Here is an 18,628-nt window from a genome sequence, read left to right as displayed (position 1 = left end):
CGGCGAGCGAGGCGCGTCAGGCCGCTTCGGCTTCCTGCTGCTGGAGCTTTCGCCGCTCCTCGACAAGCCGGATGTAGATGTCGGCGACGACCTGGTTGATCGCCTCCCAGCTGTATTCGCGCGCCCTGGCTTCGCCGGCCGCACCGTGGGCCGCGCGCAGGGCCGGGTCGGTGCAATAGGGCGCGATCGCCTCGGCATAGGCGCCGGCATTGCCGGGTGGGACCAGCCGCCCAGTCTTCCCGTCGACCACGAGGCTGGACGCGCCAGTCGCCCCCGCCGCGACCACCGGAAGCCCGCTCGCCATGGCTTCGAGGGTGACGTTGCCGAAGGTCTCGGTGATGCTCGGGTTGAAGAAGACGTCGCCGCTGGCGAGCGCTTCGCCCAAGGCCGCGCCGGTCTTGAACCCTGCGAAGATGCCGCCGGGCAGCGCCTCCTCGAACCAGCCGCGCGCCGGGCCGTCGCCGATCACCAGCACCCGATGCGGGACCTGGCGCTTCCTCAACTGGACGATCGTCTCGGCGAAGATGTCGAGCCCCTTTTCCATCACCAGCCGCCCGAGAAAGACGATCGCCACCTCCTCGTCGGCGAGGCCGAGCGAGCGGCGCCATTCGAGATTGCGCCGCGAAGAGGCGAAAACCGTGCGGTCGACCCCGCGGCTCCAAAGGCCGATGTCGTCGTGCATCTTCATCGCCAGCAGTTCGTCGATCATGCTCTGCGAGGGCGCGACGAGCGCGTCGCAGCGATTGTAGAACCGCCGCAGCAACCGCACCACCAGCGGCTCGAGGAAGGCCATGTTGTAATAGCGCGGATAGGTCTCGAACCGGGTGTGGACCGAAGCGAGCACCGGCACGTCGTGCTCCTGCGCCCATCTGAGCGCGGCGTGGCCTGCGGGATCGGGCGATGAAAGGTGGACGATGTTGGGCTTGAAGCGTTCGAGGTCGCGCTTCACCTTGCCGCCGAGCCCGGTCGGCAGGCGGTATTCGCCGCGCCCCTTCACCGGCATCGGGATGTTCGGCACACCGACGAGGTCGCCGGTCGGCTCGAAATCGGGCTCGGCCACGACCGGCGAATAGACCCGCACGGCCGCACCCTTGCCGAGCAGCGAGCCCACCAGCCGGTTGAGCGCCTGGTTCGCCCCGTCGCGGGTGTAATTGTAATTGCCGCTGAACAGGGCGATGCGGAGGTCACGGGTTTCCATTAGCCGGTCCGTTTAGGCCAGCGGAGGCGCGCGCTCAAGCAGACAGGTCAAGGAGACCGAAAGGGGTGAGCGAGCTGACGTGCGGTGTCGCACCGCGAGCATCGCCATGGGCGCAGGCCGGGCGGCAGGGCCGACGGATTCGGCATCCCGGCGACCGGATCTTGTGCAAGGGTGGAGACGGCAGGGCCGTGGCTCGGGTGCGCGCGTAACGCAGATGTGGTCGGAAAAGTTCCCGAAAACAGCGCCGTGAGAAATAAACTCGCAGCGTCATTGACTTGTCCCGCAATCCCTCTAACTGCGTCTGCGGGCCACGCGGTCCCAACGCCGCGCGAGCTCTCTGGAAGGAGAGAATACATGACTGCATACGCACGCGGGCTCCTGCACGAGCCGCCCGTGAAACCTGAACGTCCGCAATTTTCCTCCGGCCCCACGGTGAAATTCCCGGGCTGGTCCCTCGACAAGCTGAAGACCGCCTCGCTCGGCCGTTCGCACCGTTCGGCAGAGGGCAAGGGCCGTCTCAAATACGCGATCGACCTGTCGAAAGAGCTGCTCGGCGTGCCCGACGATTATCTCGTCGGCATCATGCCCGCGAGCGACACCGGCGCGCTCGAGGCGGCGATGTGGACCATGCTCGACCCCGCGCGCCCTGCGACGGTGGCGGCGTGGGAAAGCTTCGGCAATGTCTGGATCCAGGATGCGGTCAAGCAATTGAAGCTTCCCAACCTGCAGGTCCTTTCCGCCGACTACGGGCAGATCCCCGACCTCACCACGATCCCGCAGCGCAACGACGTCGTCTTCACCTGGAACGGCACGACCTCCGGCGCGAAGATTCCGAACACCGACTGGCTCGAAAAGGGCCGCGAAGGCGTCACCATCAACGATGCGACCAGCGCCATCTTCGCGCAGGAAATGGACTGGCCGAAGCTCGATGCGACGACCTATTCCTGGCAGAAGGTGATGGGCTCCGAAGCCCAGCACGGGATGCTCATCCTCAGCCCCAAGGCGGTCGAGCGGATTGAAAGCTACGATCCCGCATGGCCGCTGCCCAAGCTGTTCCGCCTGAAGAAGGGCGACAAGCTCAACCGCGGTATCTTCGAGGGCGCGACGATCAACACGCCCTCGCTGCTGGCGACCGAGGATTACATCGCCGCGCTCGAATGGGCGAAGTCGATCGGCGGGCGCAAGGCGATGATCGAGCGCGCCGATGCGAACGCCAAGATCCTCCACGACTGGATCGAATCGACCCCGTGGCTGCGCAACATGGTCGATGATCCCGCGCTGCGCACGAACACCGGCGTGTGCATGGTCTTCCAGGGCGAATGGTACGACAACCTGCCCGAGGACGAGAAGGCGGCGGTACCCAAGAAAATCGTCAAACTGCTCGAGGAGCGGCACGTCGGCTACGACTTCAACGGCTATCGCGACGCGCCCCCGTCCTTGCGCATCTGGTGCGGCGGCACGGTCGAACAGGAGGATATCAAGCGTCTCCTGCCGTGGATCGAATGGGCGTACGCCACCGTCAAGGGCGCGGCCTGAGCCTCCTTTCCCTTCCCTCGTCATCCCCGCAAACGCGGGGACCCAGGGTTTCAGAACGCTTCACCAAGCCGCACTGGGTTCCCGCGTGCGCGGGAATGACGCATTCGAGGAATTTCCCATGAGCAAGCCCAAGGTACTCATTTCCGACAAGATGGACCCCAACGCTGCGCGCATCTTCGAAGAGCGCGGCTGCGAGGTCGACGTGAAGCCCGGCATGACGCCGGACGAACTCAAGGCCGTGATCGGCGACTATCACGGCCTCGCGATCCGTTCCTCGACCAAGGTCACGCCCGACATCCTCGACGCGGCGACCAACCTCAAGGTGATCGGCCGAGCCGGGATCGGTGTCGACAATGTCGACATACCCTATGCCAGCGGCAAGGGCGTGGTCGTGATGAACACGCCTTTCGGCAATTCGATCACCACCGCCGAACACGCCATCGCGATGATGTTCGCGCTCGCCCGCCAGATCCCCGATGCCAATGTCCGCACCAAGGCGGGCGAATGGCCGAAGAAGGACTTCATGGGGGTCGAGGTCACCAGCAAGACGCTGGGCCTGATCGGTGCGGGCAATATCGGCTCGATCGTGGCCAGCCGTGCGCTGGGCCTGCGCATGAAGGTGATCGCCTATGATCCTTTCCTGACCGAGGATCGCGCGGTCGAACTCGGCATCGAAAAGGTTGACCTCGACACCCTGCTGGCGCGCGCCGATTTCGTGACGCTCCACACGCCTTTGACGGACGAGACGCGCAACATCCTCTCGCGCGAGCGGCTGGAAAACGCGAAGAAGGGCATCCGCATCATCAACTGCGCGCGCGGCGGGCTGATCGACGAGGTGGCGCTGAAAGACTGCCTCGAAAGCGGGCAGGTCGCGGGCGCTGCGCTCGACGTTTTCGAGACCGAACCGCCGGCTGCCGACCACCCGCTGTTCAGCGCGCCCAATTTCATCTGCACCCCGCATCTCGGCGCCTCGACCACTGAAGCTCAGGTCAACGTCGCGCTGCAGGTGGCCGAGCAGATGAGCGACTACCTCGTCAACGGCGGTGTCACCAACGCGCTCAATATGCCCAGCCTGTCGGCCGAGGAGGCGCCCAAGCTGCGGCCCTACATGGCGCTTGCGGAAAAGCTCGGCAGCCTCGTCGGCCAGCTCGCGCACGGAAGCCTCACCAAGATCAGCATCGAGCGCGAGGGCGCGGCGGCGGAATTGAACGGCAAGCCGATCACCGGCGCGGTGCTGGCGGGCTTCATGCGGCGCTATTCCGACACGGTGAACATGGTCAACGCGCCCTATCTCGCCAAGGAGCGCGGGCTCGACGTGTCGGAAATCCGCCACGACCGCGAAGGCGCGTTCAACACGCTGATCCGCGTGACGGTCGAAACCTCCTCGGGACCGCGCTCGGTCGCGGGCACGCTGTTCGGGACGCAGTCCCCGCGCCTTGTCGAGATTTTCGGCATCGGTATCGAGGCCGAACTCGAAGGCGATATGCTCTACGTGGTCAACGACGACAAGCCGGGCTTCATCGGCCGGATCGGGACCATGCTGGGCGGCCACGGGATCAATATCGGCACCTTCAACCTCGGCCGCCGCGACGCGGGCGGGGAAGCGGTGCTGCTTTTGAGCCTCGACGAGCATCCGGGCGCCGACATCATGGCCGAGGCGGAAGCACTCGAAGGCGTGAAGACGGTGAAGGCTCTCACCTTCTGATCCTACGCCTCCAACGCGAGACCATCCGGCGGCCCCCCGGCGCGAATGCTTGCCGGGGGGCCGTTTTCCTTTTAGCGCCTGCGCCATCATGACCCGACCGACCGACCTGCTGCCCGAGGGGCTCGAGGACCGCCTGCCCTTGTCCGCCGCGCGCATCACCAATGCGATGCGCGCCTGCCTCGACGTGCTCCATGCGCATGGCTACGAGCGGGTGCGCCCGCCGCTGCTCGAATTCGAGCGCTCGCTGGCGAGCCGGATGCGCGGGCTTCGCACGCAGGCCATGTTCCGCTTCGTCGACCCGGCGAGCCTTCGGACACTCGCCCTGCGGTCCGACATCACCCCGCAGGTGGGACGCATCGCGGCGACCAGCATGAGGCGCTGCCCACGCCCGCTTCGCCTCGCCTATTGCGGCGACACGGCGCTCATCCGCGCAAGCCAGCTCGACCCGGCGCGCGAGAGGCTGCAACTGGGCGCGGAGCTGATCGGCGCGGATACGGTCGCTGCGGCGAGCGAGATCGTGATGGTCGCGGTCGAGGCGCTCAAGGCCGCCGGGCTGACCGGCATCAGCGTCGATTTCACTCTGCCCGACCTCGTCGACACGCTCGTCGCGCGCGACGGTGACAGCGACCCGGAGCATATAGAGGCGGTGCGGCGCGAGCTCGATACCAAGGACGCAGGGGGTTTGAAGGATGCAGGCGGCGAAGCCTATCTCCCGCTGCTCTATGCCGCCGGGCCGTTCGACAGCGCGCTCGCGGACCTGCGCGAATATGATGCGGGCGGGGCGCTCGCGACGCGGCTCGACGGGTTGGAAGCGATCGCCGCGCGGGTCAAGGCGGCGCACGGGCCCGACGTGCGCCTGACGCTCGACCCGACCGAGCGATATGGCTTCGAATACCAGAGCTGGTTCGGCTTCACGCTCTATGCCGAGGCCCTGCGCGGCGCGGCGGGGCGCGGGGGGACTTACCGCATCGGCGGGAGCGAGGAGGCGGCGACAGGCTTTTCGCTCTATGTCGACCACCTCGCCGAGGTCGCGCCCGAGGCGGACGGTGGGCGGCTCGTCTACCTCCCGCTTGGCCACGACGCGGGCGCGGCGGCGAAGCTGCGCGCCGAGGGCTGGCGCACGCTCGCGCAGCTGGGCGAGGGCGAGGATGCAGCGGGGCTGGGTTGCACCCACGTTCTCGAAGGCGATACGCCGAAGGAACTGGAAGCTATCCAATGACCGAAAGCCGCCCCTATCGAAGTCGAGAACGACCCGCTCGCCCCTTATTTCATCGCGCCCGCATGGCGCGTCGGCGACCTCGTGCTGTGCTCCGGGCAGGCGAGCATCGCCGAGGACGGCAGCATCGTGGGCGAGGGCGATTTCGACGCCCAGCTTGCCCAGACCTTCGCCAATATCGAGCGCGTGCTGGCCGCGGCGGGAAGCGATCTTTCCAAGGTGATCAAGGTCGTGATCTACATGACCGACATGGCGCATTTCCCGAAGATCGTGGAAGCGCGGCAACGCTATTTCAAGCCGCCTTACCCGGCCGATACGACGGTCGAGGTGAAGGGGCTGGCGCTGCCCGAACTGATGGTGGAGATCGACGTTACCGCGGTGGTTTGAGAAAGGTCATCTCAATTGGCGTGAAAGATCCTTCAACCCCCTCCTCGGAAAGGAGGGGGTTGCTGGTTGGGCTTTGCGCCCCTCATTATCCGAACGGTCAAGGGCCTTGCGTCAGTCCCTCAGGGAGAATCCCGGGGCAGCGGTCCTCGTTCCGTCAGGGAAAACTTCCGCTCCTTTGCGGGCCAGTGAGCGAGCCGAAGGATTGTAGGTGAACTGGAGGTCCTCATCGAGGCGCGCGGTGACGGGCGTTCCCGGCTGGATGTAGCCGCTCGTCCCCTTGATGATGAAACCGAGGCCCGAGACCAGGAGCATGGTTCCGAATGAGGCGACCGCACCGCTCTCGCCCTCATCATACTCCGAGCCGGACACACGGACCGGTCCGTGCGGCGTCACCATTGAGACCAGCCTGATTTCGATCTTGCCCTTGCGGCCGAAGTGGCCGTTGCGCTGGACCGTCGCGACTTCGCCTCGCACCCTCGTTCCGGCGGGCACAATAGTCTGTCCGCGAAACATGAGAGGTTCGGCGACTTCGAGATAGACCCGATCGCCCGGCTCGAAGTCTTTCGTCGAAATCAAGTGAGTCGTCTGGAGTTCGACAGGCGTGCCGCGAGAGAAATAGAATTTCTGAAGTTCGGTGCTCGTTTCGGTTGCAGGCCATTGATAGGTTTCCTGCGCTCCGGCGGGGATAGCCGTCAGACAGCCGATCAACGAAGTGAGAATTGCAATCTTCTTCATGATTTCCTCCTTGATTTCAAAACTCTTTTTTCAGGGCTTCGAGAAGGAAAGCTGAATCGGCAAAGTGAATGGGAAGGTAACAATTGACCCCGAGCGTGATGCAGGCGAGCCAGCCGTCCCAAATTATCTTGGCCAAGTGATTGGAAGATAATGGCCGAGTAAAACGCCGCAGGAGTGCTCTTGCCTATGGCTGGAGAAGGAGCTCGTTAACCGCTGGCCTGATCCGGCTGAATGAAGACTACCCAAAAACCCGCGCCAGAAACGCATCCACCGCACGCGTCTGCGCTTCGCCCGCTTCCATCCCCAGCTCGCGGTTCATCCGCCCGTGGTCGGTCCCTTCGACCGCCACAGCCTCGGCCTCCACGCCCGACGCACGCAGGCGCTGGGTGAGCGCCTCGGACTGGGCCGAGGAAGCCTCGCGGTCCGCGACGTAGAGCGCGAGCCAGTTCGGCGCGTCCCTGCCGCCGACATGGGTGACGGGTGACAGCGCCTCCTGCACCGCCTCGTCCGCGGTGAAGGCGTTGTAATAGACCTGCCAGAGCTCGGGCGCGGCCCCCGCCATCTGCGCCTTCACGTCGTAGCCCGCCCCGTCGAGGAGGACGACGCCCCGGATCGCCTCGAACGCCTCGCCCGCATACTTGGGATCGGTCGCCACCAGCGCGGCGAGGTGCGCGCCCGCGCTGTGGCCCATCAGCACGATCCGGTCCGCATCGAACCCGATCGCGCCCGCCTGTCCGCGCAGCGCCTTCAGCGCCGCGCCGATGTCCTCGGCCTGCTGTTCGACGGTGACGTTCGGGACCAGCCGGTATCCGGTCGAGGCGAAGTAATAGCCCTGCGCGTTCAGATGCGCAGGCTTGACCTGCACCAGCTTGTGGCTCCCGATCCGCCATCCGCCGCCGTGGACGAACAGGACCAGCGGCAGCGGGTCGACCGCGGCTTCGGGCTCGTAGACGTCGACCTGCTGGCGCGGATGCTCGCCGTAGAGCACGCTGCGCGCCGGTCGCGCCGCCGGGCGCAGGCCCTCGGGCCGGGTTTCGAGCGGCCCGGCGCGTCCGCGCGACCGCATCCGCTCGCGCAATTCGGCGGTGCAGCTTTCGGAGATTTCGGCCCGCTTCTCGCGCACGCAGGCGCGGAAGGCGGCGCGGTCGCTTTCGCCCGCTTCCCAGCACAGCTGGATGAGTTCCTCACGGCAATCCTCCGATATGCCCGCCCCGCGCTGCTGCTGCGCGAGGATCGGCGTCGCGGCGAGTGTGCCCGCGAGCAGGTGGGCAAGAATGCGAACGGGTCGGTTCATGGGGCAAGCCTTTGCGTGGATGGTTTCGCGAAGGGAAACGCGCGGCGCGCTGCGACCCTTCGCGCAGCCGGGTGACGCGCGCAAGACCGCTCGCCGCGTGCCGCTTGCTCTCGGCTCCCCAAGCGCCTAACCCCGCCCGGTTTGCGCGCGGCCCCGCCGCCGCGTCCGAGGATTTTCACAAGGGACATACATGGCCAACGTCACCGTGATCGGCGCCCAGTGGGGCGATGAGGGCAAGGGCAAGATCGTCGACTGGCTGGCGAGCCGCGCCGATGCCGTGGTGCGCTTTCAGGGCGGGCACAATGCCGGCCACACGCTCGTCATCGACGGGACGACCTACAAGCTTTCGCTGCTGCCGTCCGGCATCGTCTCGGGTACGATGAGTCTCATCGGCAATGGCGTGGTGCTCGACCCCTGGGCGCTGCGGGACGAGGTCGAAAAGCTTGAAAAGCAGGGCGTTGCGATCAATGACGACAACCTCGCCATTGCCGACAACTGCCCGCTGATCCTGCCGCTCCACCGCGATCTCGACGCGCTGCGCGAAGGTGCGGCGGGCAAGGGCAAGATCGGGACCACCGGGCGCGGGATCGGCCCGGCTTACGAGGACAAGGTGGGACGGCGCGCGATCCGGGTGTGCGACCTCGCCCATCTCGACACGCTGGAGCCGCAGCTAGACCGCCTGTGCGCGCACCATGACGCTCTGCGGGCCGGGTTCGACCAGCCTCCGGTGGACCGCGCCGCACTGCTTTCCGAACTGCGCGATGTCGCCCCCTTCGTCCTGCGCTTCGCCCAGCCGGTGTGGAAGCGGCTGAAGAAGATCCGCAAGGCCGGGGCCAAGGTCCTGTTCGAGGGCGCGCAGGGCGTGCTGCTCGATGTGGACCACGGCACCTATCCCTTTGTCACCAGCTCCAATACGGTGAGTGGCACCGCGGCGAGCGGCAGCGGGCTGGGGCCGAACGCGACCGGATTCGTACTCGGCATCGTCAAGGCTTACACCACCCGCGTCGGCTCCGGCCCTTTCCCGACCGAGCTCGACGACGACACGGGCAAGCGGCTGGGCGAGCGGGGCCACGAATTCGGCACCGTGACCGGCCGCCAGCGGCGCGTCGGCTGGTTCGACGCGGTGCTGGTGCGCCAGACCTGCGCGATTTCCGGCGTGACCGGCATCGCTCTCACGAAGATCGACGTGCTCGACGGGCTCGACAAGGTGAAGATCTGCACCGGCTACCGCCTGCGCGGCAATGTCTACGACTACCTTCCCAGCCATGCCGGCGACCAGGCGGCGGTCGAGCCGATCTACGAGGAAATGGACGGCTGGAAGGAATCGACCGCGGGCGCGCGCAGCTTTGCCGACCTTCCCGCCAATGCGGTCAAGTACATCCAGCGGATCCAGGAACTGATCGAATGCCCCGTCGCGCTGGTTTCGACCTCGCCGGAGCGCGACGACACGATCCTGATGCGCGACCCGTTCGAGGACTGAGGCGGGGGCGCGCCGGAGAAGCGGTGCAATTGCCGGGTAAGGTGCGCGGCTGTATGCTATGCACCCGATGGCCCGCCTCCTCGCCGCCTTCCTTTGCCTCGTCCTCGCAGCCTGCGCGGGCCCGCCCGAAGAGGTGGTGCGCGCTCCGGGCGAAGGCATTTCGAAGACGAGGCCCCCGGCCTCGCGCGAATTGCCTTCGGGCCGCAGACTGGTTGCCGACTACCTGCTTGTCGACAAGTCGGAGCGGCTGATGGTCGCCTACAGCAAGGGCGAGCCGATCCGCGCCTATCGCGGGCTCGCCTTCGGTGACGCGCCCACCGGGCACAAACGTTTCGAAGGCGACGAACGCACGCCCGAAGGGATCTACACGATCGATTGGCGCAATCCGAACAGCCGCTATCACCTTTCCTTGCGCATCTCCTATCCCAACGCGCGCGACCGCGCCTATGCCGCGCGCTTCGGGCGTTCGCCGGGGGGCGACATCTTCATTCACGGTCAGCCGAACGGCTATCCCGGCCCGCCGCTTCCGGGCGACTGGACCGACGGCTGCATCGCGGTTTCCAACGCCGAAATCGAGGAATTGTGGCGGCTTGTCCCCGACGGGACAACCATCGAAATCCGCCCCTGAGCGCCCCCGCGTCCAGGGGGTCGGACGGTTGCTGGACTTGACATGATCGCCCTTTGTTCTACCTTCGTTCACTAAAGCGAAAGGGGCGATTCGATGAGCGCGAGTGATTTCACCTACGACCTGGCGGAAGATGCCGCCGGACTTCCCTCCCGCATCGCCGTCTTCGCCGACGTTGCATCCCGGCGCGACGAAATGCTCGGCGATCTTGCCGGGGCGGGCTTCCGCTCGGTCGACGGAGGCACGCTGGACGCGCTGATCGACGGGCCGATCACGCTGATGGGCGATGTCGTGCTGGTCGAGTGCCCCGTGCTCGAAGCGCCGCATCTCGCCGCGCTCGCCCGGCTCGATATGCGGGTGGCGCAGTCCGGGGCGCGGCTGGTCGTCTCGACCTCGATGGAAGCGCTCGACGATGTCTTCGCCGCGCTTGACCAGAGCGAACCGCAGATTCTCGTTTCGCCCAGCCGGGCGGACCGGATTGTCGCGGTCGGGCGTGTGATGGCGGAAATCGCCGACCCGCGGGTGCGCGAAATGACGGAAGAAGACCGCCTGAGCCTGCTGCGCCTGTCGCAGCAGGTCGAAGCGATCGCGAACAAACTCGAAGGTCTTTCGGGCAGCGCCCCGCTCGCCGCTCCGCACGAACAGGCCGTGCGGCCTTCGCAATCTCTTCCGGACAGGGCCGCGCGCCAGCCCTCCAGCCCGGCGCTGCTTTACGATTCGAAGAAGCCGCCGCTGCCCGACCCGCGCATGGTGCGCAAGATCATCGCCAGCCGACAGGCGCGCGGCCGCTTTTTCGACAGCGCCCTGTTCGCCGATCCGGCATGGGATATGCTGCTCGACCTCACCGCCGCGCATGGCGAAGGGCAGCAGGTGTCCGTCACCTCGCTGTGCATCGCGGCCGGGGTTCCCGCGACGACCGCGCTGCGCTGGCTGAAGCAGATGGTCGATACCGGGATATTCCGCCGCATCGCGGACGAGACCGACCGTCGCCGCGCCTTCATCGCATTGTCGGATAGTTCGCTCGAGGCGATGTCCCGCTATTTCGCCGAGGTCGAGGTGCCGCTCGCGCAGGCGGCCTAGTCCGCCGCGCGCTCGCGGCGCAGGATCACGGTCAGGCCGGGGTTCTCGCCCTGTGCGCATAGTCTTTGGCAGCGGGTCAGGCCCGCACTTCGGCAGGACATCCCGTCGCAGGCGAGGCGCTCCGCATCGGCGCGGGCGCGGGCGAGAATGGCCGGCGCAACGCCGGGCTCGGCGCACACGACATCCGCCTCGCCGAGCATTCGCGCCTGCTTCACGGTGAGATCCTCCGGATCGTCGCTGGATATGGCGAATTCGACCGCCTCGGGCATCGCAGGGCGGTCGCCTCGCTCCAGCCAGTCGCCGACGCGCTCATGCGATGACGGGTCGAGCGGGTCGAGCGCGCCGCCCTCGCGCAGGGCCGCGTCGATCGCGCGGCGGCGCTCCGTTCCATCGGGAAAGCGCTCGCGCAGCTTTCCGCGCGCCGCGTAAAGCGCGTCGGCCAGCTTGCCGAGCGTAAAGGGGAGCAGCCGCTCCAAGCGCAGGCGCACGTGCTTGGCGAGCCCCGCAGACGCCCCCCCGGTTCCGACCGCGATCAGCACCGGGTTGCGGTCGAGCACGCTCGGGGTGGTGAAATCGCACAGGTCGGGCCGGTCGACGACGTTCACGATCATCCCGGCACAGCGCAGGTTGATCGCCGCCGTTTCGCAGGCCTTCGCGTCCTCGAAGGCGATGAAGGCGATGCGAACGCCTTCGTCGATCGCGCGCTGGATGTCGTCGACGACGATTCCGCCCGCGCGTTCGACGAGGCGGCGCTTGGGTTCGGCAGCCGGTCCCTCGCCCAGCACCAGCACCTGCTGCCCGGCGATCCGGTGGAACAGGGGGAGGCTGGCGAGTTCAGCCATCTCGGCGGGCGTGGTTCAGAGCCATTCGGGGACGCGCTCGGCATCCATGATCGCGCCGGCCTCGATCCGGTCGGCGACCACGGCGTAGCGGTCGCCGTCGACCAGCACTTCGGCGACGAAGCCACGCGAATTGTAGGACGAGGCCATGGTCGCGCCATAGGCTCCCGCGGTGCGGAACACGGCAAGCTCGCCCGCCGCCAGCTTGTCGCATTCGCGGCCCATGGCGAAGGTGTCGCCCGTCTCGCAGATCGGCCCGACGATATTCGCGGTCGTGTGCTCGCCCGAAGGTTCGACTGCGACGAAATCATGATAGGCGCCGTAGAGCGCCGGGCGCGCAAGGTCGTTCATCGCCGCGTCGACGATGACGAAGGGATGGTTGAGCCCGCGCTTCACCCGCACCACGCGGGTCAGCAGCACGCCGGCATTGCCCGCGATCACCCGTCCGGGCTCGAAGATCAGGGTCACGCCCCAGTCCTTCGTCACCCGCGCGACCATTTCGCCGTATTCCGCCGGGCTCGGCAATTCCTCGCCCCGGCGATAGGGCACGCCCAATCCGCCGCCGAGATCGACATGGGTGATGGTGTGCCCCGCCCCGCGCAGCGCGCCGACGAGTTCGCCGAGCTTGCCGAAGGCCCGCTCGAGCGGGGCGAGGTCGGCGAGCTGGCTCCCGATATGCACCGCGATCCCACGCATCTCGACGCCCGGCTGCCCGGCGAGCTGGCCGAAGATCTGCCCCGCCTCGTCGATCGGTACGCCGAACTTGTTGTCGGCCTTGCCGGTCGAAATCTTGTCGTGCGTGCCCGCATCGACATCGGGGTTCACCCGCAGCGCGCAGCGCGCGGTCCGCCCCATCCCGGCAGCGATCGCGGCGAGCTCCTCGCCTTCCTCGGCACTTTCGATGTTGAACTGGCCGATCCCGGCTTCCAGCCCGGCGGCGAGCTCGGCTGCGGTCTTGCCCACGCCGGAGAACACGATCTTTTCCGGCGCAATCCCTGCCGCCAGCGCGCGCCGCATCTCGCCCACCGAAACCACGTCCGCGCCGTACCCCTGTCCCTTCAGCACCTTGAGCACGGCGAGGTTGGGATTGGCCTTGACCGCGAAGGCGATCAGCTTGTCCGGCACGCCGTCCAGCGCCTCGCGGAAGACACGCGCGTGGCGCTCCAGCGTCGCGCGCGAATAGACGTAGACGGGGGTTCCCACTTCCTCGGCGATGCGTGGCAGGGGAATGTCCTCGGCGTGCAGGACGCCGGCCTTGTAAGCGAAATGATCCATGGTCGGTCCGGGCTTCTATTCGGGGGGCAAATCGAAGGGGTCGTCCTCGCGCTCTTCCGAGCGGCGGCGCAGCTCGACCGAGCGTTCGGGGGCGGCGAGGGCATCGAGTTCGAGCAGTTCTTCGGCATCGGGCCGCGCGGGCGCGCCATAGGGTGCGGGCGGCAGGGTTTCGCCGGGCGGCGGCTCGAGCGGCGCGGTCGTCCCGCAAGCGGCGAGCACGCCGGCAAGCGCGATGAGCGCGATTGTCGGCGCGGCGCGGTTCACCCGCCCACCTCGCCTTGCGCCATGCCGAGCGCGGCGCGCGCGCGTTCGACCTGGCGGCGCACCTCGACCGGTGCGGTTCCGCCATAGGATGCGCGCGCCGCGACCGATGCATCGACCGACAGCGCCTCGAACACGCGTTCGTCGATGCGTTCGTCGATCGCGCGCAAGTCCTCGAGCGGCACGGCGTCGAGCGCCACGCCGCGGCCATCGGCCAGCTTGACCGCCGCGCCGGTGATGTGATGTGCTTCGCGGAAGGGTATACCCGCCTCGCGCACCAGCCAGTCGGCAAGGTCGGTCGCGGTGGCATAGCCCTGCTCCGCCGCCTGCCGCATCCGCGCGGTGTCGAAGGTGGCATCGGCGACCATGCCGGTCGTCGCCGCGATCGACAGCGCCGTCAGCGAGGCGGCTTCGAACACCGGCGGCTTGTCGTCCTGCATATCCTTCGAATAGGCGAGCGGCAGGCCCTTCATCGTCACCATCAGCGCGGTCGCGCAGCCGATCACCCGGCCCGCATGGCCGCGCACGAGTTCGGCGGCATCGGGGTTCTTCTTCTGCGGCATGATCGAGGAGCCGGTCGAGAGGCTGTCGGGCAGGCGGACGAAGCCGAAGGGCTGGCTCGCCCACAGGACGAGTTCCTCGGCAAGCCGTGATAGATGGAGCGCGCACTGGCTCGCGGCGAAGAGGTAATCCATCGCGAAATCGCGGTCGGACACGGCATCGAGCGAATTGGCGGTCGGCCGGTCGAAACCCAGCGCCTCGCTGGTGATCTCGCGGTCGATGGGAAAGCCCGTGCCTGCCAGCGCCGCCGATCCCAGCGGGCATTCGTTGAGGCGCGCGCGCGCGTCCGAAAGGCGCGAGCGGTCGCGGCGGAACATCTCGTAATAGGCCATGAGGTGATGGCCGAGCGTCACCGGCTGTGCGGTCTGGAGGTGGGTGAAACCGGGCATGATGCTCGCGGCGTGCTCGCCCGCGCGCGTCACCAGCGCGCGCTGGAGCGCGGTAAGCCCTTCGTCCATCTGGTCGATCGCCTCGCGCACCCAGAGGCGGAAATCGGTCGCGACCTGGTCGTTGCGGCTGCGCGCGGTGTGGAGCCGCCCGGCGGCAGGCCCGATCAGTTCGGCGAGCCGCGCCTCGGTGGTCATGTGGATGTCCTCGAGGTCCCAGTCCTCGGGCACGCCATCGCGTTCGTACTCCGCGGCGATCGAAGCGAGCCCGTCGCTGATCGCGCGCGCGTCCTCGGCCGAGACGATGCCCTGCGCGGCGAGCATGGCGACGTGCGCTTCGGACGCGGCGATGTCCTGCCGCCACAGCGCCTTGTCGAAGGGGATCGAGGCGTTGATTTCGCGCATGATGGCGCTAGGGCCTTCGGCGAACCTGCCGCCCCACATTGTGTTGCCGCCGCCTGTCCCGGTGGCGGGCGCGGCGTCGGAAGGGGTATCCTTTATGTTGCGTGTCTCGTTCATTCTCGCCGCGATGGTCTGTGCGCTCGGCGGCTGCGATAGGGCGAGCGAGGGCGAGGCGCAACCGGCCAGCGCGCCCGAAGCCGACGGGGCGTCCGATGCGAGCGCATTGGCAGGCGTTGTTTCGCGCGAACAGGCGGGCTCGCCGCTGCCCGATTTTACCGTGACCGATCCGGAAGGGAACACGCTCGACCTCGCCGCGCTCGCAGGCCAGCCGGTCCTGCTTAACCTATGGGCGACATGGTGCGCGCCCTGCGTCGTCGAAATGCCGATGCTCGATGCGCTGGCACGGGACATGGAGGGCGAGCTTCGCGTCGTCACCGTGAGCCAGGACATTCGCGGGGCGGAAAAGGTCGTGCCTTTCTTCGAGCAGCGCGATTTCGCCGCGCTCGAACCGTGGCTCGATCCCGACAGCGAGCTCGCCGTGCGGATGAGCGAGGGCGGGCAATTGCCGCTCACCGTGCTCTACGATGCCGAGGGGCGCGAAGTGCTGCGGGTCGCGGGCGGGTATGAATGGGACAGCGAGGAAGCGCGCGCGCTGATCGCCGAGGCTCTGGGGAACTAGGCGGCGGCTTTCTCGCCCGCAGCGAGAACTGCTCTGGACAGCAGCGCAGCGCTTACGCAATCTCGCCCGGCAGGGAGGCGGTAATGCGATCAATCTTTTTCCTTATTGGCCTGGCGATGCTCTGGGCAGGCGCGGTGCAGGCGCAGGAGCCTGCCGCCGACTACGACGACCTCGTCCAACTGCACGAGGAATTGCGCGAGTACATGGTTCCCGGCTTCACCGCCGGGGTCGTGCTCGAATCCGGCGCGCGCATCGGTGAGGTCTATGGCGACGAGGTCATGGCGGCGAAGCTCGCCGGGCTCGACCGGTTCGAGGCGCGGCTGGAGGCCATGCCGGTCGAGGACTGGACCCGCGCCGAGCAGGTCGATTTCCTCGCGGTCAAATCGATCCTCAACGGCTACCGCTTCAATCTCGAAGTGCTGCGCCCGTGGAAGCGCGATCCGGGCTTCTATCTCGACCCGCTGATGCGCGTCGCCTTTTCGGAAGTTTCCGGCGAGAGCGCGGACATCGAGGAACTGCGCCGACAGCTCAGGCTCGTGCCGCCGCTGCTCGCCTCGGCCCGCGCCAACCTGACCGAAGTCGCGGGCGATTTCGCGGATCTTGCGCTCTACAACCTCGAAAACAGCGACGGGGTCAATCACTACCACCCCTATCGCGCGGTCCCGCCCGCCGGGATCATCGGCTGGTACGACGACCTGCTCGAACGCAGCCGCGCGGCGCGGCCCGACCTCGCCCGGGACGTCGTCGCGGCGCGGGAGGCGCTGGTCGCCTTCAGGGACTGGCTCGAAGCCGAACGACCCCGCATGACCGCGCCTGCGGGTGTCGGGGCAGAGCGCTATGACTGGTATATCCGCCATGTGCGCATGATCCCGCTGAAGGCGTCCGAGATGCTGGTCCTTGCCGAGCGCGAGCACGAAAGGATGACCGCCGCGCTCGCCCTGCTGCGCCACCGCAACCGGGACGAGCCGGAACTGGAGCTTTCGCGCAGCGCTCAGGAACAGGCCGCCAAGATCGCCGAGACCGATGCCATCGTGCGCCGCTTCCTCGTGGAGGAGGACATCGTCACCGTCCCCGATTTCGTCGGCGAGCTGGGCAGCAACACGCCCTATATCGAGCGCCCCGGCGGGCCCAATTTCTGGGAGCAGATCCAGTTCCGCGATCCCATTCCCGATCATCTCCACGCGGTCATTCCGGGCCATCGCTTCGACGCCGTGCTGGCCGCGCGCGACACGCGGCCGATCCGGGGCCGCTACAGCGACGGGGGCCGGGCCGAAGGCTGGGCGACCTATCTCGAGGAAGCGCTGATGCTGGCCGGGGCGACGCGCCATTCGCCGCGCGCGGACGAATTCATGCAGATCTTCGGCATATTTCGCGCCGCGCGCGTCCCCGCCGACATCGCCATGCAGCACAACCGCTGGAGCGTCGCCGAGGCGGTCGCCTATATGCGCGAGCGCACGCCGTGGCTCGACGAGGACGTCGCGCGGGTCGATGCCGAAATCTACCTGCGCCGCCCGCCGGGCTACGGCATCGCCTACACGATCGGGAAGCTGCAGATGGACGCGCTCCTCGCCGACCGCGCGAGCCAACTGGGCGAAGCCTTCGGCTTGCGCGAATTCCACGATGAATTCCTCGCCGCTGGCCGCCTGCCGATCGCGCTCATCCGCTACGAGATGACCGGCAGGGACGAGGAAGTGGCACTATTCTGGGAAACGCCGCCGATCCCCGCCGCACGCTAGTCCTTGGGCGCGAGGGCCGCTCGCCCTTCGCTTGCGCTCGGGAGTTTTTACGCGAAACGGTCCCCCGGACGGTTTCGGCCAGTAAAAACTGGTGGGCGATGACAGGCTCGAACTGCCGACCCTCTCGGTGTAAACGAGATGCTCTACCAACTGAGCTAATCGCCCCCGTGGGAGCGCGCCGATTACGGGGCCGGAAGGGGGTGGTCAAGCGCCGATCGGGGCAAGCCCGCCGCGCGCCTCACGCCTCCTGCGCGGGCGGGAGAGCGAGGACGAAGCCGCCCACCGCGACCGCGATCGCCTGTTCGAGCCGCCCGGCATCCTCTGGTCTTGTTGCGATTTCAAATTCGAGCCGCGTGCGACCCAGGTCGGTGGTCGCAATCGCGACGGCGGGCTCGTCCGCCTCGCCATCCCCGGTGCGCAGGGCGGCGGCCGCGCGTTCGCGGATCTCGTCGAGGCGCGAGAACAGGTCGGCCTTCGTCTCGAACACCAGCGCGAAGCCGTGGCGCGTGGGGCTGCCTTCGCGCGCCAGAATGCGGGCGGGCTGGGTGAACAGCAGGCTGTGCGGCACGACCACGCTATTGCCAGAGAACCTGAGCGACCCCTCGCGTCCGTCAAGCGCGCGCAGCCGCGTCGACAGGAGGTTGATGTCGAGCACCTCGCCCCGATTGTCGCCGATCTCGACGATGTCGCCGATCGAATAGGCCCGCGTGAAAGTGCGGAAGGCCGAGCCCGACAGGCACAGGATCAGCTCCTTGGTCGCCACGACGATCGCGACCGCGACGGCGGTCAGCGACAGCGCGAAGGTGCGAAGCTGCGGCGCCCAGATCATCAGCAGGCCGACGACCGCGACCAGCAGCAGCGCGTTGCGGACATTGGCGGTCCAGCGCCGCGCGACCTGCTGGGAGAGATCGCCCTTCGCCTTGAGCGCGCGCCCGGTGATCGCCCAGGCCGCCAGCAGCGCGGCCAGCAGCGCGATCGAGGCGAGCACGTCGGGCAGCGAGGATTCGGGCGGAAGCGGCAGGTTCGTCGGCATATCGTGGCGGGCCTTTCGGGGCGCGAGCGGCATGGGCCAGCCGATTACCCCCCGTCCCGCGCCAGCGCAATTGGCCGTAAGGGGCGCTGCTTGCAGACCTGCCGCTCGTCTCTCGTCCGGCTGTAGGCGGGCTTCGTCGAAGGGGCGCTTGCCCTCGAGGTGCGCAGAGATCACTCCGGCGGCATCGAAACGGGGAAATC

The 18,628-nt window shown here is 67.5% G+C and carries 17 protein-coding genes and 1 tRNA gene; 9 read left to right on the top strand and 9 right to left on the bottom strand.

Going from position 1 to position 18,628, the window contains the following annotated elements:
- Positions 1–16: 16 nt before the first annotated feature.
- A complete protein-coding gene (locus tag G9473_RS08955) occupies positions 17–1,198 on the bottom strand; it encodes a glycosyltransferase family 1 protein (RefSeq protein WP_291132630.1) in 1,182 nt (393 codons plus the stop codon).
- A 354-nt stretch (positions 1,199–1,552) separates the two neighbouring features.
- On the opposite strand from G9473_RS08955, the gene G9473_RS08950 reads away from it, so the two are divergent.
- The 4 genes from G9473_RS08950 to G9473_RS08935 all read left to right on the top strand — a co-directional run bounded on the left by G9473_RS08950 (position 1,553) and on the right by G9473_RS08935 (position 6,042).
- Positions 1,553–2,734, top strand: coding sequence for a phosphoserine transaminase (locus tag G9473_RS08950; protein WP_291132628.1), 1,182 nt, complete (start codon positions 1,553–1,555; stop codon positions 2,732–2,734).
- Positions 2,735–2,852: 118 nt separating this feature from the next.
- Positions 2,853–4,439: a phosphoglycerate dehydrogenase gene (gene serA / locus G9473_RS08945; RefSeq protein WP_291132626.1), complete on the top strand. Its 1,587-nt coding sequence runs from the start codon at positions 2,853–2,855 to the stop codon at positions 4,437–4,439.
- Between the two features lie 88 nt (positions 4,440–4,527).
- Complete coding sequence (locus G9473_RS08940) at positions 4,528–5,658, top strand: ATP phosphoribosyltransferase regulatory subunit (RefSeq protein ID WP_291132624.1); 1,131 nt, start codon at positions 4,528–4,530, stop codon at positions 5,656–5,658.
- A gap of 81 nt (positions 5,659–5,739) precedes the next feature.
- Positions 5,740–6,042, top strand: coding sequence for a RidA family protein (locus G9473_RS08935; protein WP_291132622.1), 303 nt, complete (start codon positions 5,740–5,742; stop codon positions 6,040–6,042).
- A gap of 111 nt (positions 6,043–6,153) precedes the next feature.
- On the opposite strand, the gene G9473_RS08930 is transcribed toward G9473_RS08935, so the two are convergent.
- Together G9473_RS08930 and G9473_RS08925 are read right to left on the bottom strand one after the other, a co-directional pair.
- Positions 6,154–6,777: a hypothetical protein gene (locus G9473_RS08930; RefSeq protein WP_291132620.1), complete on the bottom strand. Its 624-nt coding sequence runs from the start codon at positions 6,775–6,777 to the stop codon at positions 6,154–6,156.
- A gap of 238 nt (positions 6,778–7,015) precedes the next feature.
- The gene (locus G9473_RS08925) at positions 7,016–8,071 is read right to left on the bottom strand and encodes an alpha/beta hydrolase (protein WP_291132618.1); all 1,056 of its coding nucleotides are present in this window, start codon (positions 8,069–8,071) and stop codon (positions 7,016–7,018) included.
- A gap of 190 nt (positions 8,072–8,261) precedes the next feature.
- On the opposite strand from G9473_RS08925, the gene G9473_RS08920 reads away from it, so the two are divergent.
- The 3 genes from G9473_RS08920 (at position 8,262) to G9473_RS08910 (ending at position 11,256) form a co-directional block, all read left to right on the top strand.
- Positions 8,262–9,551, top strand: coding sequence for an adenylosuccinate synthase (locus tag G9473_RS08920; RefSeq protein ID WP_291132616.1), 1,290 nt, complete (start codon positions 8,262–8,264; stop codon positions 9,549–9,551).
- 67 nt (positions 9,552–9,618) lie between these two features.
- Positions 9,619–10,179, top strand: a complete 561-nt coding sequence (locus tag G9473_RS08915) for a L,D-transpeptidase family protein (RefSeq protein WP_291132614.1) — start codon at positions 9,619–9,621, stop codon at positions 10,177–10,179.
- Positions 10,180–10,272: 93 nt separating this feature from the next.
- Positions 10,273–11,256: a MarR family transcriptional regulator gene (locus tag G9473_RS08910; RefSeq protein WP_291132612.1), complete on the top strand. Its 984-nt coding sequence runs from the start codon at positions 10,273–10,275 to the stop codon at positions 11,254–11,256.
- On the opposite strand, the gene G9473_RS08905 is transcribed toward G9473_RS08910, so the two are convergent.
- From G9473_RS08905 to argH, 4 genes are read right to left on the bottom strand one after another with little or no spacing between them, the layout of a single operon-like run.
- Complete coding sequence (locus G9473_RS08905; protein ID WP_291132610.1) at positions 11,253–12,098, bottom strand: bifunctional precorrin-2 dehydrogenase/sirohydrochlorin ferrochelatase; 846 nt, start codon at positions 12,096–12,098, stop codon at positions 11,253–11,255. The two genes, G9473_RS08910 and G9473_RS08905, sit on opposite strands and share 4 nt — an antisense overlap.
- 15 nt (positions 12,099–12,113) lie before the next feature.
- Positions 12,114–13,370, bottom strand: coding sequence for a diaminopimelate decarboxylase (gene lysA / locus G9473_RS08900; RefSeq protein ID WP_291132609.1), 1,257 nt, complete (start codon positions 13,368–13,370; stop codon positions 12,114–12,116).
- Positions 13,371–13,385: 15 nt separating this feature from the next.
- A complete protein-coding gene (locus tag G9473_RS08895; protein ID WP_291132607.1) occupies positions 13,386–13,634 on the bottom strand; it encodes a lipoprotein in 249 nt (82 codons plus the stop codon).
- The gene (gene argH, locus G9473_RS08890) at positions 13,631–15,022 is read right to left on the bottom strand and encodes an argininosuccinate lyase (protein WP_291138370.1); all 1,392 of its coding nucleotides are present in this window, start codon (positions 15,020–15,022) and stop codon (positions 13,631–13,633) included. The genes G9473_RS08895 and argH overlap by 4 nt, the downstream gene beginning before the upstream one ends.
- Before the next feature lie 55 nt (positions 15,023–15,077).
- Here argH and G9473_RS08885 point away from each other — a divergent pair, with 55 nt between their 5' ends.
- Positions 15,078–15,659 (top strand): TlpA disulfide reductase family protein, encoded by a 582-nt coding sequence (locus G9473_RS08885; RefSeq protein ID WP_291132605.1) that lies wholly within the window; start codon positions 15,078–15,080, stop codon positions 15,657–15,659.
- Between the two features lie 83 nt (positions 15,660–15,742).
- Positions 15,743–17,395 (top strand): DUF885 family protein, encoded by a 1,653-nt coding sequence (locus tag G9473_RS08880; protein WP_291132604.1) that lies wholly within the window; start codon positions 15,743–15,745, stop codon positions 17,393–17,395.
- An 89-nt stretch (positions 17,396–17,484) separates the two neighbouring features.
- Here the strand turns inward: G9473_RS08880 and G9473_RS08875 are convergent.
- Positions 17,485–17,560: transfer RNA gene (locus G9473_RS08875), tRNA-Val, on the bottom strand.
- A 73-nt stretch (positions 17,561–17,633) separates the two neighbouring features.
- Positions 17,634–18,461, bottom strand: a complete 828-nt coding sequence (locus G9473_RS08870) for a mechanosensitive ion channel domain-containing protein (protein WP_291132602.1) — start codon at positions 18,459–18,461, stop codon at positions 17,634–17,636.
- Between the last annotated feature and the right edge of the window lie 167 nt (positions 18,462–18,628).

The sequence above is a fragment of the Erythrobacter sp. genome (genome assembly GCF_011765465.1).
GTDB lineage: Bacteria > Pseudomonadota > Alphaproteobacteria > Sphingomonadales > Sphingomonadaceae > Erythrobacter.
This window is presented reverse-complemented; position numbering and strand designations above follow the sequence as displayed.